Raw genomic sequence first — 15878 nt, 5'->3', positions numbered from 1 at the left:
TCTAAGTGAGATTGTTCAATATGACCCGAGCCCCGCATTTGTTCAAAAGCTTTTCGCCGCTCGATCGCCAAACCTCGCGCGTGCGCTTTGCGGGTGTCACGGGCGGAGAGGGGCCGCCGCTCCTTCTGCTTCATGGCTATCCGGAAAGCCACGCCACCTGGCACGAGGTCGCGCCAGCGTTGGCGAAGCGTTATAGCGTCGTAGCCCCTGATCTCCCAGGCTACGGGAAGAGCCGAGTTCTGGTTGCGGGGCCATGGAACAAGCGAGCAGTAGGCGCGGAGCTCGTTGCAATGATGCGCTCTTTCGGTCACGATCGCTTTGCCGTTATTGGACACGATCGGGGCGCGCGTGTCGGTTATCGGCTCGCGCTCGATCATCCGGACTGTGTGAGCGCTTATTGTTCGCTCGCCGTCGTGCCGACGCTGGATGTTTGGCCCGCGGTCGACCGGCAATTCGCCAAGGGCGCATTTCACTGGTTTCTGTTTCTTCAACCGGGCGATTTGCCGGAGCGGATGCTGGCGGCGGATCCTGATGCCTTTCTTGAGGCCACCTTGAACCAGATGTCAGGTGGAATCGAGAAGTTGCATCCCGCTGCCGTGGCTGCATATCGCGAAGCATTTCGCGAGACGTCCGTGCGTCAAGCGATGATTGAGGACTATCGCTCTGCTTATGACACCGATCTCGATCATGATGCGGCTGACCGCGCAGCGGGACGCAAGATCGCTTGTCCTGTCATGGTGCTTTGGGCCGACGAGCGCCTCGTTGCCAGCGGAATGGAAACCGGGGTGTTGACGGCAGCCGACGTCTGGCGCCGCTGGGCGGATGACGTGAGCGGGTTCGACATCGCCTGCGGACATCTTTTGCCAGAGCAGGCGCCCGAAGCGGTCATTGAAAAGATCGTCCCGTTTCTCGAGGCTTCCTTGAAGCGCGACACCGCGTAACTGGGCCTCTGTCGACAAATGATGGACTTCGTCGTTCCGTGGGCGCCATGCGCCGCGACACTTTGAAAGGTCAGCTTAGGTGGAAACTCTTCGTCTTCGCTGGTCGCAAGCTGTCAGTGAGGGTCTACGACGAAAGCGGCTCGGAAGACGAACAGATCGCGCTGTTGCGGCGCATCCGGGCCTATTGGTCCAGTCTCTACGCCTGACCGGACAACTAAAACTTTGGTCTGCGTCCGCGACCTGATTCTCGTCCGTCGCTTGTTCGGAAATACTTCAGGACGAACTTGCCTTCTCGGTTGTTGAGAGGGCCACCGCAACTAAGGCGCGTCAATTGTTTGTCGAGCGTCGGGGGCGCTTTTACGCGGACAACCCTGTATTCCGCGTCGCCGCGTGCCGGCCGCGCAGATCATTGGCGGCAAGGAGGGCCGGGGCTTCAAGACGGCGATGAAGGTGCTGGAGAAGGGCCGCATCCACATCGCGGCGCTCGCAGTCGGCGCGGCGGAGCGCATGTTGCGCGATGCCCTGAACTACGCGATCGAGGCGCCGCTTTTGGCTCGCAAAACGGACGCCTGAGCTGACGGCCAGGTCGCTCCTCATGTCGCCTCAGAGGCTCTGTAGGGGGGCCGATGGCGTGACGGTGATGCCAGCTTTGGCATCCACCCTGAAAGGCACCTATGGGTGGGAAATGCACCGGACTTCTTTGCCCATTTCAACAAGTCCTTGAAATCACAGCAGATGCGACCGCCCTCCGAGCGCACAAAGCGCATAACTTGCGCGTTCCAGCCGATCGTGATCACCGATTCCAGGCCATCGTGATCACCCATTCCAGAGCATCGTGATCACTATTTCCAGTCGATCGTGATCGGGCGCAACCAAGGAGGTGCGCACCGCTGACAGTCTGCAACCCGGGTAGCTTGGTCTTTTGCCTAACCGCAGAGGATCGAGATGCCGACCGAGAGACTGTCCATGCGCCACATTCGTGAAGTTCTACGCCTGCACTACAGCGTCGGCATGTCACAACGCGCCGTTGCCCGCAGCCTGGGCCTGGCCCAGGGCACGGTCTGCAAGTACCTCAATCGAACTCGCCGCGCCGGCCTGACCTGGCCGTTGCCGCCGGAGTTGGATGACGACGTCTGGCTTGAGAACCGCCTATTTCCGCCGCCTTCCGATCGGCCCAGCGACGAGCGTCCGCATCCGGACTGGGCGCTCGTTCATCGCGAGCTGCGGCGGAGGAACGTCACGCTAATGCTGTTGTGGGAGGAGTATTGCGACGCAAACTCCGACAGCTTCAGCTATGCGTGGTTCTGCGAACGCTACAAGAGTGGGCCGGCCGTCTCAAGCTGACCCAGCGCCAGGTCCATGTCGCCGGCGAGAAGCTGTTCGTCGACTATGCCGGTCACACCATGGAGGTGGTTGACGGGCTCAGCGGCGAGGTGCGCAGCACGCAGATTTTCGTCGCCGTGCTCGGCGCCTCGAACTACACCTACGCCGAAGCCAGCCTCACCCAGAGCCTGCCGGATTGGATCGCCTCGCACGTTCGGGCCTTTGCCTATTTCGGCGGCACGACGCGGCAGACGGTGAGCGATAATCTGAAGGCCGGCATCACCCGGGCTTGCTTTCACGAGCCGATGGTCAACCGGACCTATGCCGATCTCGCCCGCCATTACCGCACCGCCATTGTTCCGGCGCGGCCGTATCGGCCAAGGGACAAAGCCAGGTCGAAGTGGGGGTCCAAATCGTCGGGCGATGGATTCTGGCGCGCTTGCGCAACCGCCGCTTCTTCTCGCTTGCCGCCCTCAATGAGGCGATCCACGCGCTTCTTGTCGAGCTGAACGATCGACCTTTGCGCAGCTGGGGACGAAGTCGCCGCGAACTGTTCGAGGAGCTCGATCGTCCGGCGCTGACCCCCTTGCCGGATGAACCGTACGAGTATGCCGAGTGGAAGCGCTGCCGGGTTAACCTCGATTATCACGTCGAGATCGCCAAGCATTACTACAGCGTCCCTCACAACCTCGTGCATCAGGTGGTTGAGGCTCGCATCACCCAAAAGACCGTCGAGATCTTCCTGCGCGGCAAGCGGGTGGCGTCGCATCTGCGCAGCACGCTGCCGCATCGCCCGACGACGATTTCCGAGCATATGCCGAGCTCGCATCGCCGCTATCGTGACTGGACCCATGAGCGTATTCGTTCCGAAGCCGCCAAGGTCGGCCCCGACGCCGACACCCTGATCGACGTCATCCTGCGGTCGCGGCCGCATCCAGAACAAGGCTTCCGCTCCGCCATCGGCATTCTCGGGCTGGTCAAGCGCTATGGCCAGGAACGTGTCGACGCCGCCTGCGCCCGTGCCCTTCTGCTCAACGCCCGTTCGTACAAATCGGTCGCCGCCATCCTCAAGAACGGCACGGACAGAACCGCGCCGCCCGCCGAGGAGGCGCCCATCCTCTTCCACGCCAACATCCGTGGCCGCAGTTACTACAATTGATCAGGAGAGATCAGCATGCTCATTCACCCCGCCATCGATCGCTTGCGCGCCCTTGGCCTCGCCGCCACCGCCGATACCCTCGCCGAACTACAGAACAATCCCGAGGCGGCCGGGATGCCGCACGCCGATTGGCTCGGCCTCCTCGTCGATCGCGAGGTCACCGCTCGCGACAACCGCCGCCTCACGCGCCGCTTGACCAGTGCCAAGCTCCGTCAAGCCGCCGCCATCGAGAACGTCGACTATCGCGCCGCTCGCGGCCTTGACCGTTCGCTCTTCCAAACCCTCGCCACCTGGCAATGGATTCGTGATGCCAACCACCTGGTCATTGTCGGCCCAACCGGCACCGGCAAGTCCTGGCTGGCATGTGCGCTCGGCAACAAAGCTTGCCGCGACGGCTTCTCCGTCCTCTACAAGCGAACATCCCGCCTGTTCGCCGATCTCGCCCAGGCGCGCGGCGAAGGCCGTCTGGCGCGCCTGATCACCGCGCTCCAGCGCGTCAATCTCCTCATCCTCGACGACTGGGGACCTGAACCGCTCACCGCCGACCAGCGTCGTGATCTGCTTGAGATCGTCGATGATCGCTACGACAAGGGATCCTTGTTGATCACAAGTCAGGTCCCCGTGTCGCAATGGCATGACGTCATTGCCGATCCTACCCTCGGCGATGCGATATTGGACCGCATCATTCACAATGCCCACCGCATCGAGCTCAAAGTCGACAGTCTACGGCGTCAGGCTGGCGAAAAGAAAAAACCGTGAGGCACCTCGCGCACGATCGCCCCGCCGGCCCACAGGCCCCTCCCGCGCGCGTCGGCACTCCGCGCCGCGCACGGGGCCCTCCCATGGACCGCCGGGACGATCTTCGAACCAATCCGCCAGCCTTGACGACGAGGCCATTTCCAGCACACATAAACTCGTCAGCCGTGTTCGCCTCCGCACCTGATCGCGATCACTGGAATCCGTGATCACCATCGCCTGGAACACCTGATCATCATCCCTGGAATGCGCATAACTCATTGAAATATAAGACATCTACTTTTGAAGGCTACTCCGAAAGGCACTTTAGGGCACCTTTCAGCGGGCGCAACCCGTTGAAATTGTTAGAGAGTGGCGCGCCTCCTTGGAAACATTGAACCGGCTGTTTCGGTACCTTCGCTAGTGCAGGTTTTCTTACGCTAGGGCCGCGGATTCCGCGATCAAGGCTGCACGGCTCTTGGCGAACCCAACACGCCGCTTTTCATATCGATGGCTTCAGATCGCCTGGCCGATAGCTGCGGCATCGAGTATGCCCCGTCTTCGCACCGGCGGCGCCGAGCGCCATGTAACCCTTCACCGTATCCGGGCCTGCCTAACGTTCCTGTCCTGCAAATCAAGCCTGCCGAAAGGCATGCGCGGATGCAGAACCCAGCGGCCGCGGACGTGCCGGTGGTTTTGTCTCTGGCATGAACACCAAGATAATTACCACGGCCATAAGACCGACACCCGTCACGCTCAGCAAGCCAGCCGTATAGCCGTATCTCTGCGTAACAATTCCGACTATCGACGTGCTGAGCGAGGCGCCGAGCCCCGAAAATGTGCCTGTGACCCCTTGGGCCAGGTTGAACCGGCCAGTCCCGTTCGTGAGGTCCGCAATGACGAGCGTCGTCAGCACGCCCATCGTCGCACCACTGAAGCCGTCCAGCAACTCAATGATGACAAGCAAGGTCGGATCAGCCGTCAATGCAAAAAGCCCGGAGCGAATCGGCACGACCGCAAGTCCAAGCAACAGGAGTGGTCGGCGCCCCCATGTCGCAGCGGTGCGTCCTACCCAAGGCGCCAACACTGCGACAACGATCTGGGGCAACACGATCAACGCGGATACCGTCAGTGAAGATGAACGTCCTTCGGAATGCACCAGTGTTTGGCTGACTTGCGGGAGGATAGAGGCGTTCGCAAGCTGGAAGAGAAAGAGGCAAGTCACGAAGGCAAGAAGCCGGACGTCTTTGAAGAGAGTTCGACGGCTGACCCTGTCTGGCGTAGTTGAATGACAATCGGGAGCGCCACAGGATCGGCCGAAATGAATATCGGCGCCGCGTATCCTGAAGAGTGTCCATAGTAGTGGGATCGCCAGCGCAGCGGCGACCAGAAATATGTCACGAGTGGACAGCAGATATCCAACGGCCCCCATGATCGCGGCCGCGGACAACCCTCCGATCGATGCAAAGCGCTGATTGCGACCAAGTCGCTCGGCAAGCGCGTCGTGCCCAACCAAGCCTAGACTGATGGCGGCGACGCTTGGACCGAGGATGCTGCCAGCACCGCCCTGAATAATGGCGACGCCTGCGATGGACGAGAAATCGGACCGCAACCCGAAAATCGTCAAGGCCAAAGCGACCGCGGTAGCCGCGATGCCAAGCAGTGCGCGCTTTGCCGCGACCATATCGATCAATTCACCTGCCGGGACTTGTGTGGCTAGGCCAGCCAACCCGCCGACGGACAGGATGACGCCGACACTTGCAGGTGCCCATCCGCTTTCCGCCAGATGGACTGCAACAAAGGGACCAAAACCCGTAAGCAGGGCAGCGAGAAAGAAGTTCAACCAGTCGAGCTCTTTCAAGCTTTCAACGGGCAGTACGGCGTTTCGAGTAGTGTGTGGTTCTGGGAGCATCGTTCCGCCTGCCGTATGCGGACTCTAGACCATTTGTGCACAGAAGCTGCTTTTGATGACCGCCTTGGGATCACCCTTGAGCACTTCAAACAGCGTTTCTTCCCCGTCGCGCCAGAACTTGATATCAAATCTGTGACGGCCGACTCGAAGATCGAGCAGCGTCAAGTCGGGCAGCCATTGCGGCAGCAGTGGGTCGACATACAATTTTCCGCGTGGCGCGTCAGGTACGATCCCGAGGATCGCATGCATGAGGGCGAAAACCGAACCGGCAGCCCAAGCCTGGGGCACATTCGCCCCGAGATATTGTACCGGAAAGCTGTCTTCGTCGCGCTCGATCGCCGTGTATAGTTCGGGTAACTGGTTCGACAGGAAGTGACTTCCCGCTTCGCTGATGTCGCGCGCGATCCGTGCGGCCTCGGCTCCGAAACCATATCGCTTGAACCCCAACGCAATCATGGCATTGTCGTGCGGCCAGACCGATCCAGTCTGGTAGTTGTACGGGTTGAACGAGGGGTGCAGGGCAGAGAGCGTCCGGATGCCCCAGCGGCTCCACATGTCGGATGCCATCAAACGCTTTACCACTTTGGCAGCCCGTTCCGGTGGTACGATGCCGGACCACAGGCAGTGACCCGGATTGGACGCGACTGTCAGCACTTTCTTCTTTTCACCGTCGAGCGCAAAGGCGTAAAAGCCCGATTCTTCATCCCAGAAAGCGTCATTGAATCGTTTGAACAGCGTCTCGGCCTTTTGTCGCAGCTCGCCGGCACGGTCGGGCTTGCCGAGCTCATCGTATATCTCAGCCATGCGCAGCCACGCGTCGTAGACATAGCCCTGCAATTCGCAGAGCGCTTTGGGCCCTTTGACGAGCGATCCATCCGGGTAGACCACGCTGTCACCAGAGTCCTTCCAGCCCATGTTTTCGTAGCCCACCGGGGACCTTGTCTGATACTCCTGAAATCCGTCGCCATCGCGATCGCCATAGCGGTCGATCCAGGACAGGCAATTCTCTGCCGTCGCAAGATGCCGCTCGAGCAGCGCCTTGTCTCCCGTTGCCCGCCAGGCGGCATGCAGCGTGATGAGGTAAAGGGGCGTCGCATCGGCCGTGCCGTAATAGGGCGTGTGCGGGATCAGCTTGAAGTAGGCGAGCTCACCGTAGCGGATCTCGTGCAGGATCTTGCCTGGCTCGGCGTCACGGTAGTCGTCCTCGGCAGTCGCCTGCAGTGAACCCAGGATGTCGAGGCTGCCACGGGCAAAGTCAGGATAGATCAAGAGGTTCTGCAGCGAAACGATCAGGCTGTCGCGGCCGAACGGGGCGATAAACCAGGGCAAGCCGGCAGCCGGAAGGAACACTTTGTGATCCGTGCCAAAGATCGGCAATCGGAGCGCCGCCATATCCTCGAGGGCCTGCCGATAAAGGCGGTAGAACTCCTCGTTGCTGCAACGTATTTTCAACACCGCTCGCAGCCAGTCCGACAAGCTTTCACCATGGACTTTGTGATGTTCGTCGGCGCACTCACGTGGCGGGCGATGGCTTCGCTCACCGTCCTCCAAGGTGTAAAGCAAGCAGCAGTGCCAGGCTTCACCGGGATTCAGGGCGATTTCGAAGTTGAGTCGACCATTGGAATAGGTTGCTTTGGGTTGATCGTGCGACGGTGCCACGATCACGGCGCGAACGAAATCGCCATTGCGATAGCTGGTCCGCAGTTGCTGCCTGGTCTGCGACCACGTCGTGGCGATATGCCCACGGCGCACGATGTTTTTCGATTTGACTTCGAATATGTCCGCGAAATCGCAACGCAGCGCGATCTCAAGCTGAAAGTCCACCTTCCGCATGCCGCTATTGGTGACTTCGAGGTCCTCGTGCATTCCCTCGCTGATCAGCCGGCTGACAACGAGACCAAGTGTGCGCGGCGGAATGATGCCATCGGTGGTGGGGATGCTTCCATTGGTCAGATGGATTCGCGAGGCGTAGTGCGCAATCGCACCTCCATTGAGGAGTTCCCAAGGCTCGCCGTTCGCGTAGATGCTCCAGCTGCTGATGACCCTTGTGTCAAAGAAATAGAGTCCCTTCTCGCTTGGCCAGCGAATTTGCCCGTCTGGTTCACTCACCAGGACTGTCTGCCCGTGATGGATTGAAACCTGGTGCGGGCCAACCTGGACCTTGAAAGGCATCGCGGATCTCCGCGGTTCTGGTCGCGACGACGGGTCCTCGGTCCTGCGGTCTTGAGGAGGAGAAAAATCACCCGGCTCGGTTAAAATAGGTCGATTGCGAGCGAACGCGAGGCCTCCGTTGAACGGGCCAAACCAAAGATCTTTCTCCAAGCCGGTCGCGAGGGGCCTTTCGTCGGCCGGCCATTACCCGCCGAATACGGAAAGGGCTGCTAAGACATTGAAGTTGCTGGAGGGGCGTCTTGGCCTTTCTTTCCAAATGCGCGTTGGTTCCTTGAACAATCAAGCTGATTTTTTTTCATTTCGCAGACGCCGATTAGCCACCAGCGCGCCGGCGAGAGCCGTCCAGCCGGTCTGATGCGAGGCGCCGAGGCCCTTGCCAGTATCGCCGTGAAAATACTCGTAGAAGAGCAATAAATCGCACCACGCCCCGCCGCGCTGAAAGCGGGGATTTAATCCGAGCGCTGGTCGCTGACCCTCTGCGTTCCGGAGGAACAATCCGAGTAGTCGGCGCTCGAGTTCTTCGGCCACTTGTTCGAGGCTCGCCTGCCTGCCTGATCCTGTCGGCAATTCAACGGTGAAGTCTTTCCCAAAATTGGCATGCAAATGTCGCAGCGACTCGATTGCGAGAAAATTGAGTGGAAACCAGATCGGTCCGCGCCAGTTCGAATTGCCGCCGAACAGTCCGGTCCGAGATTCGCCTGGCTCATAGTCGAGACGAGCGATATGTCCGTCCATGTCGACAATGAGGGGATGTTCGCGGTGGTAACGCGACAGCGATCGCAGCCCGTAAGGCGACAGAAATTCCGACTCGTCGAGCATACGCGCGAGAATCTGTTTCATGCGCGACTTGCCCATCAGCGAGATCAGCCGAGGGAGTTCATTGCTCGGCGGCATGTGCAGGAATTCGGCAAGACCCGGCTTGTTCTCGATGTACCAGCGCGCGCGTTTGCGGAACATTGGCAGTCGTTCCCACAGCGCGGCATCGAGCTGTACCGCCGCAAAGATTGGCAGCAGTCCAACCATGGAACGCGCGCGCACCGTGAAAGTCGAGCCGTCGCGCTTGCGAAGCCGATCGTAGAAAAAGCCGTCTTGGTCGTCCCAGAGCTTGCTCATGGCGGCGGCGATCAGAGCGAAATGCTCGAAGAACTTTACCGCGAGATCTTCGTAGCTGGGCTGATGGTTGGCAAGCAGCAGAGCCATCTCCAGCATGTTGAGACAGAACTTGGCCATCCATGCCGTGCCATCCGACTGCTCAAGTACATCGCCGTCGGGGAGTATCTGCGAGCGGTCGAACGGGCCGATATTGTCAAGCCCGAGAAAGCCGCCCTGGAAGACGTTGTCGCCAAATGCGTCTTCTCGATTTACCCACCAGGTGAAGTTGATCAGGAGCTTTTGAAAAGCGCGCGCCAGAAAATCGAAATCGGTTCCGCCATCGATCCGGAATACCGCGAGCGTGGCCCACGCTTGAACTGGCGGATTCACGTCTCCGAAATTCCATTCATAAGCCGGCAACTGGCCGTTCGGGTGCATGTACCATTCGCGCGCCAGCAGCAGCATTTGATGCTTGGCCGCCGAAGGATCGATGTGCGCCAGCACCACGCAATGGAAGGCGAGGTCCCATGAGGCATACCATGGATATTCCCATGTGTCGGGCATGGCGATGATGTCGTGGTTGTTGAGATGGCGCCAGTTGGTGTTGCGACCGGACGTACGTGCCTCGGGCGGACGTATGATGTCGCCGTCGAGCCAGCGCGCGACGTCGTAATGGTAGAACTGCTGGCTCCACAGCATTCCAGCGAACGCCTGCCGCATCGCTGCGGCCTCATCCTCGCTCGCGCCGTCGGGGCGCAGCGCTGTGTAGTACTCGTCAGCTTCGCGGCTCCGGTCGGCGTGGATCCGCTCGAAGTCTGCCCCGAGGTTCGCAGTCTGGCCGCCTCCATCACGCGCGAGGCGAAGCCTGAGCTCGACGGTCTCGCCGGCAGCGACTTTGAGGCGATACCAGCAGGCCATTTTTGTACCCTGCCTCGCCGGATTTACTGTCGCCGCACCGTGAACGACGTGGTCGTTGATGCCATCCTTCGGATAGGGCGTCTGCTCAGACGTGATGCCATACAGATACCGGGCATTGGTTTCGTTTTCACAGAACAGCAGGGGCGGTGGCCTTCCGGCTGGATCCGCCCCGGCAGTGAAGCGCCAGCGGCCCAGCAGTTCTTCTTCAGCGATCGCGCCAACGTTGCCGGTTTCTGCAGTCGCCTTGATTATCGGCCGCGAGACACCAGCCTCCCAGGACCATCGGTTGCGGAACCACAGTGTCGGAAGCACGTGAAGCTCGGCCGGATCGGGTCCCGCGTTACGAACGCTGATGCGCATGCAAACGTCATGAGGTGATGCTTTGGCGTAGTCCGCCGTGATCTGCCAGTAACGATCCCCTTCGAAAACACCTGTATCCATTAGTTCAAATTCGGGCTCGTCCTTGTTGCGCCTTGCGTTCTCCTGTCGAAGCAATGCGTAGGGAAACTCCTCGTGGGGATAGTGGTAGCGCCAACGAAGCCACGAACTGGTCGGTGTTGCGTCGATGTGCCACCAGTACTCTTTGGCGTCTTCGCCGTGATTTCCTTCTGGACCACTGAGACCGAAGATACGCTCCTTCAGGAAGGGGTCACGTTCATTCCAAAAGGCGAGAGCAAAACACAGGCGCTGCGCTCGATCGCAAAGGCCGGCAAGACCGTCCTCGTTCCACCGATAGGCGCGCGAGCGTGCGTGTTCGTAAGGGAAGTATTTCCAGACTTGTCCATCGGCACTGTAGTCCTCGCGCACCGTCCCCCAGGCCCGCTCACTGATGTAAGGCCCAATCTCTTTCCAGTCGCTGGGAATATCGGGCGAGGAGTCGGCAAGCCTGGCATGCTCAGCCGAGCGGGGTGAAACGGTTTGCCCGACAGCGTCCATGCTATGCGGCTTTCGAGGGCTGCAACAGCGCCTTGATCGCGGCGATGATATGATCGACGGTGAATCCGAACTCCTGCTGCAAGGCCTTCAGTGGAGCGGAAGCGCCAAAAGTGTGCATGCCAATGACACGGCCAGTCCTCCCGACGTACCGCTCCCAGCCGAACGTTGACGCCTGCTCGATTGCAAGACGTGCCGTGACTTCTGGTGGCAAGACGGCATCGCGGTATTCCTGCGTCTCGCGTTCGAAGACATCCCAGGACGGCATCGAGACCACGCGCGAGCGGATACCATCCAAGGTAAGTCTCTCGTGAGCGTCGGCCGCGAGGCTCAACTCACTGCCGGTGGCAATCAAGATTATGTCCGGCTTCCCCTCAGGGGGGTCGGCAAGCACATAGGCGCCTCGCGCGGTCCCGGATGCGGATGCGTACTTGCTGCGATCGAGGGTTGGTAACGGCTGACGAGACAGCGCCAACAAGGCCGGCCGATGACGAAGCTGCATGACGTAGCGATAGGCCTCGACGACTTCGCTGGCGTCACCCGGCCGGAACAGCGTCAGACCCGGTATTGCCCGCATCGAGGCGAGATGCTCGACCGGTTGATGCGTTGGGCCGTCTTCGCCATCGCCCATGGCATCATGGGTAAAAACAACGACCACCGGTAGCTCCATCAGCGCGGCCAGTCGTATCGCAGGCCGGGCGTAGTCGCTGAAAATCAGGAAGGTCGCGCCGAACGGCCGTAGTTTCGATAGCGCCAGACCGTTCAGGATTGCAGCCATCGCGTGCTCGCGGATGCCGAAATGCAAATTCCTGCCGCCCGGTGTGGTGGGCTCAAGATCGCCTGCGCCTTCAAACGTCAGGAGCGTCTTGGTCGATGGACCCAGATCGGCCGAACCGCCGATCAACCAGGGCACGTTCTGCGCCAGAACGTTCAGGACCTTTCCCGACGCCTCACGACCCGCGACGCCCTTCGAATCTGCTGGGAATGACGGCAGGTTACGGTCCCAGCCTGCCGGAAGCTTGCGCTGCTGCATCTGGTCGATCTCGGTCGCCAGCGCCGCATATTTCGAGCGGTAGTCGGCGAACAGATCCTGCCATTTGGTGTGGGCTTCAGCACCTCGGACACCGACGCCGGTGGCAAAGTGGTCGAGAACGCCGTCAGGTACCAGAAAATTCGAGTCTTCGGGCCAACCATAGGCGCGCTTGGTTAGCTTGACCTCTTCAAGGCCGAGCGGCTCGCCATGCGCCGCGGCCGTATCGTGGCGGTGTGGCGAGCCGTATCCAATATGGCTGTCGAGTATCACCAGCGTCGGCCGGCCGTTCGTGTCGCGAAACTTTGCCAACGCCCGTTCAATGCGGGCGATGTCGTTGGCATCACCGACGTGAAGGACATTCCAGCCATAGCCGCTGAAACGAACGGCGACATCTTCGGTGAACGCCAGCCGCGTGCTGCCTTCTATCGTGATGTGGTTGTTGTCATAGATCCAGCACAGATTGTCGAGGCCAAGGTGGCCGGCGAGCGACGCCGCTTCAGAGCCAACGCCCTCCATCAGGCATCCGTCTCCACACACGGCATAGATGTCGTATTCGAAGATGGCAAAATCCGGCTTATTGTACCGCGCAGCGAGCCAGCGCTGCGCGATGGCCATACCGACGCTGGTCGCAATGCCTTGTCCGAGCGGGCCGGTGGTTGTCTCCACACCGGACACCAGATGGTATTCGGGATGCCCTGGCGCGTGACTCCCAAGCTGGCGAAAGCGCCGGATATCGTCGAGGGTCACAGCAGGCCTGCCCAACGTCTCGTACTCGGCATTCACGGCCTGCGTGCGGGTAAGATACAGCACGGACCAGAGCAGCATCGACGCGTGGCCATTCGACAGCACGAAGCGGTCGCGGCCGGGCCAGATCGGATCTTGTGGATCGAAGCGCATCACTCGGTTCCAGAGCGTATAGACAAGCGGCGCGAGCGCCATCGGTGTGCCGGGATGGCCGGAGTTCGCGGCTTGGACCGCGTCGATCGACAGTGTGCGAATGGTGTTGATTGCGAGCTGATCGAGTTCGGCATCTGTCATGGCGGATCTCCTCCTGCGGGTGTCGACTGCAATACCCGCCGCCTGCGCGCGGTAGCTGCTGCGCGTGCATCCTCGGCAATGAAGGTTGCCGCGCGCATCCAGCAACCAAGTCGGAATCGATGAACAGATCGATCTACATCCTCTCCCCGGGTTACGTCACCGTCGGATTGACCCAGCCGCTGGGCGGCGTGACATTTTTGTCCACTTCGCGGGGCCCCCAACTCCCGGCTTCATATTCGTAGACAGGTGTTGTCTCCTTCAAAACCGGATCGACGATCCTCCAGGCTTCTTCGACGTAGTCCTGCCGTGCAAAGAGCGTGCGGTCGCCATTCATCGCATCGCCAAGTACACGTTCATATGCGTCCATTTCGTTTGCGCCGGGGCGGTGGCTGGCTAGCAATTCAGATTGCTCGCCGACCTCTCGATCATCCTCGTCCATCACCGTCGTGCCGAGGGCAATGGTCACCTCGGGATTGATACGAAACCGCAAATAATTAGGTACTGCGACGCAATGGGGAAAGATCCGCGGCGCCTCACGAAGGCGTACGATCACCTCCGTGCAAGTTACGGGAAGCGATTTTCCGGCGCGGATGTAAAATGGCACTCCCTGCCAGCGCCAGGAGTCGATCTCCAGTCGCAGCGCAGCGAACGTCTCCACTTGCGAGTCCGGAGCAACGCCCGGCTCCTGCCGGTAGCCGTGAAACTGTCCGCGCACCAACTCGTTCTCAGCGATCGGTGGAATCGATCTCAGGACCTTGACCTTCTCGTCACGCAGCGATTCGCTGTCGGATCGCGCCGGTGGTTCCATCGCCAAGTTGGCCAATACCTGAAACAGATGATTCTGGATCACGTCCCGAATTGTGCCATTTTGATCATAGAACGCGCCACGACCCTGTACGCCGAAATTCTCCGCCATCGTGATCTGCACGCTGCTCACGAACTTGCGGTCCCAGAACGACTCCAGGAACGCATTGGCGAAGCGAAAGAAGACCATGTTGTGAACGGGTCGTTTTCCGAGATAGTGGTCTATGCGGAAGATGTGATCTTCGTCGAACCTGGCGAGCAGAATCCTGTTGAGGCTGCGCGCGGAGGCGAGATCATGCCCGAATGGTTTCTCCACGATGACACGCGCGCCGTTGGCGCAATCGGCATTGTCGAGCTGTTCCACGACCGTTGCAAACAATGCTGGCGGAATCGCCAAATAGTGTGCCGGCCGCTGCGCCGAGCCGAGCTGCTTGCGAAGGGCGTCGAACGTGGTCCGATCGGCATAGTCGCCGTCTACATAACGTAAAAGGCCGGCGAGCTTGTCAAACGCCGCGGCGTCCAGGCCGCCGTGCTTCTCCAGGCTGTCTCGTACCCGGGCCTTGAATTGGTCGAGTGACCAGCCGGCCTTTGCGACGCCGATGATGGGCATGTCGAGATGGCCCCGTTTCAGCATCGCTTGCAGCGACGGAAAGATCTTCTTGTAGGCGAGATCGCCGGTTGCGCCGAAAAACACCAACGCGTCGGATTTAGGTTCGTTCATGGCTATCTGGGTCTCTCATTGGCCACTTTTTCCAGGTGTCCACCGAACTCGTAGCGCATCGCCGAAAGCAGCTTATTCTGGAAATCAGCCTCGCCGCGAGAACTGAAGCGCTCGTAAAGCGCCGTCGTCAGCACCGGGGCGGGGACCGCTTCGTCGATCGCTGCTGCGATGGTCCAGCGACCTTCGCCAGAGTCAGATACGCGCCCCGCGAATTTGGAGAGCGCCGGATCTTCCAGCAACGCTGTTGCTGTCAAGTCGAGAAGCCACGAGGCAACCACGCTGCCGCGCCGCCACACTTCTGCGATTTCGGCCAGATTCAGGTCATACTGGTAGTGCTCGGGAACGCGAAGCGGCGTTGTCTCGGCGTCCGCCGCGTGCGTCTTTTTGCCAATGTTCGCCGCGCGCAGGATACCGAGCCCCTCGGCGTAGGCCGCCATCAGCCCGTACTCGATACCGTTATGGACCATTTTCACGAAGTGGCCGGCACCGCTCTGCCCGCAGTGGAGGTAGCCATGCTCGGAAGTGCTGGTGGCCGCGTGCTCTCGTCCCGGCGTGCGCGGAATTTCACCGACACCTGGAGCGAGGGTCTTGAAGACCGGGTCCAGCCGCTGCACGGCCTCATCGGGACCGCCGATCATCATGCAGTAGCCGCGTTCAAGACCCCACACACCGCCACTGGTGCCGACATCCACGTAATTGATGCCGCTCTGCGCCAATTCCTTGGAACGCCTGATGTCATCGATGTAGTAGGAGTTGCCGCCGTCGATCAGAGTGTCGCCGGCTTCGAGCAGCGGCAGCAGATCGCGGATCGATCTATCCACGACCGCCGCGGGAACCATCAGCCAGATTGCGCGCGGCTTTGCGAGCTTCTTCACGAAATCCTGAACCGAGGAGCTTCCCGTCGCGTTGTCCTTCACCAGTTCCGCAACGGCGTTCGGAGACATGTCGAAGACGACACATTGGTGACCATGCCGGACAAGTCTTCGCGCCATATTGGCGCCCATTCGGCCGAGACCGATCATTCCCAATTGCATAAGTCGCTCCTGTTTTTTTAATGCTACGGCGTGATTTTTCTCCCCCGTGCGATGGTAGCCTGG

9 protein-coding genes and 2 pseudogenes are annotated in these 15878 nt (G+C 60.3%); 5 read left to right on the top strand and 6 right to left on the bottom strand.

Annotated elements, in window-relative coordinates:
- Positions 1-20 precede the first annotated feature (20 nt).
- The 5 genes and pseudogenes from SO156_RS31100 to istB all read left to right on the top strand — a co-directional run bounded on the left by SO156_RS31100 (position 21) and on the right by istB (position 4182).
- Positions 21-941, top strand: coding sequence for an alpha/beta fold hydrolase (locus tag SO156_RS31100; RefSeq protein WP_498537422.1), 921 nt, complete (start codon positions 21-23; stop codon positions 939-941).
- A gap of 38 nt (positions 942-979) precedes the next feature.
- Complete coding sequence (locus SO156_RS31095) at positions 980-1147, top strand: hypothetical protein (protein ID WP_498537421.1); 168 nt, start codon at positions 980-982, stop codon at positions 1145-1147.
- A 181-nt stretch (positions 1148-1328) separates the two neighbouring features.
- Positions 1329-1481, top strand: a pseudogene (locus tag SO156_RS31090) (acyl-CoA dehydrogenase family protein); the annotation flags it as partial.
- Positions 1482-1886: 405 nt separating this feature from the next.
- A pseudogene (istA, locus tag SO156_RS31085) lies at positions 1887-3423 on the top strand (IS21 family transposase).
- 15 nt (positions 3424-3438) lie between these two features.
- A complete protein-coding gene (gene istB / locus SO156_RS31080; RefSeq protein WP_498537420.1) occupies positions 3439-4182 on the top strand; it encodes an IS21-like element helper ATPase IstB in 744 nt (247 codons plus the stop codon).
- Between the two features lie 610 nt (positions 4183-4792).
- On the opposite strand, the gene SO156_RS31075 is transcribed toward istB, so the two are convergent.
- The 6 genes from SO156_RS31075 to gnd all read right to left on the bottom strand — a co-directional run bounded on the left by SO156_RS31075 (position 4793) and on the right by gnd (position 15815).
- Positions 4793-6019 carry an MFS transporter gene (locus SO156_RS31075; protein WP_498537419.1) on the bottom strand — a complete coding sequence of 409 codons (1227 nt, stop codon included), beginning with the start codon at positions 6017-6019 and terminating at the stop codon, positions 4793-4795.
- 75 nt (positions 6020-6094) lie between these two features.
- Positions 6095-8242, bottom strand: coding sequence for an amylo-alpha-1,6-glucosidase (locus SO156_RS31070; RefSeq protein ID WP_498537418.1), 2148 nt, complete (start codon positions 8240-8242; stop codon positions 6095-6097).
- A 279-nt stretch (positions 8243-8521) separates the two neighbouring features.
- Positions 8522-11188: an MGH1-like glycoside hydrolase domain-containing protein gene (locus SO156_RS31065; RefSeq protein ID WP_498537417.1), complete on the bottom strand. Its 2667-nt coding sequence runs from the start codon at positions 11186-11188 to the stop codon at positions 8522-8524.
- A 1-nt stretch (position 11189) separates the two neighbouring features.
- Positions 11190-13256: a transketolase gene (gene tkt / locus SO156_RS31060; RefSeq protein WP_498537416.1), complete on the bottom strand. Its 2067-nt coding sequence runs from the start codon at positions 13254-13256 to the stop codon at positions 11190-11192.
- A gap of 151 nt (positions 13257-13407) precedes the next feature.
- On the bottom strand, positions 13408-14781 hold the full coding sequence (zwf, locus tag SO156_RS31055) for a glucose-6-phosphate dehydrogenase (protein WP_498537415.1): 1374 nt from the start codon (positions 14779-14781) through the stop codon (positions 13408-13410).
- A 2-nt stretch (positions 14782-14783) separates the two neighbouring features.
- Positions 14784-15815 (bottom strand): phosphogluconate dehydrogenase (NAD(+)-dependent, decarboxylating), encoded by a 1032-nt coding sequence (gene gnd / locus SO156_RS31050; protein WP_498537414.1) that lies wholly within the window; start codon positions 15813-15815, stop codon positions 14784-14786.
- Between the last annotated feature and the right edge of the window lie 63 nt (positions 15816-15878).

This window comes from Bradyrhizobium sp. UFLA05-125, from assembly GCF_059803515.1.
Note: the sequence above shows the minus strand (reverse complement) of the source record. Positions and strands in the feature narration are given on the sequence as shown.

What these genes read in the sequence shown, in the direction of transcription:
- SO156_RS31100 (WP_498537422.1), top strand. Translation starts at nt 21, where the DNA reads ATGACCCGAGCCCCGCATTTGTTCAAAAGCTTTTCGCCGCTCGATCGC.
- istB (WP_498537420.1), top strand. Translation starts at nt 3,439, where the DNA reads ATGCTCATTCACCCCGCCATCGATCGCTTGCGCGCCCTTGGCCTCGCC.
- SO156_RS31070 (WP_498537418.1), bottom strand. Translation starts at nt 8,242, where the DNA reads ATGCCTTTCAAGGTCCAGGTTGGCCCGCACCAGGTTTCAATCCATCAC.
- SO156_RS31065 (WP_498537417.1), bottom strand. Translation starts at nt 11,188, where the DNA reads ATGGACGCTGTCGGGCAAACCGTTTCACCCCGCTCGGCTGAGCATGCC.
- tkt (WP_498537416.1), bottom strand. Translation starts at nt 13,256, where the DNA reads ATGACAGATGCCGAACTCGATCAGCTCGCAATCAACACCATTCGCACA.
- zwf (WP_498537415.1), bottom strand. Translation starts at nt 14,781, where the DNA reads ATGAACGAACCTAAATCCGACGCGTTGGTGTTTTTCGGCGCAACCGGC.
- gnd (WP_498537414.1), bottom strand. Translation starts at nt 15,815, where the DNA reads ATGCAATTGGGAATGATCGGTCTCGGCCGAATGGGCGCCAATATGGCG.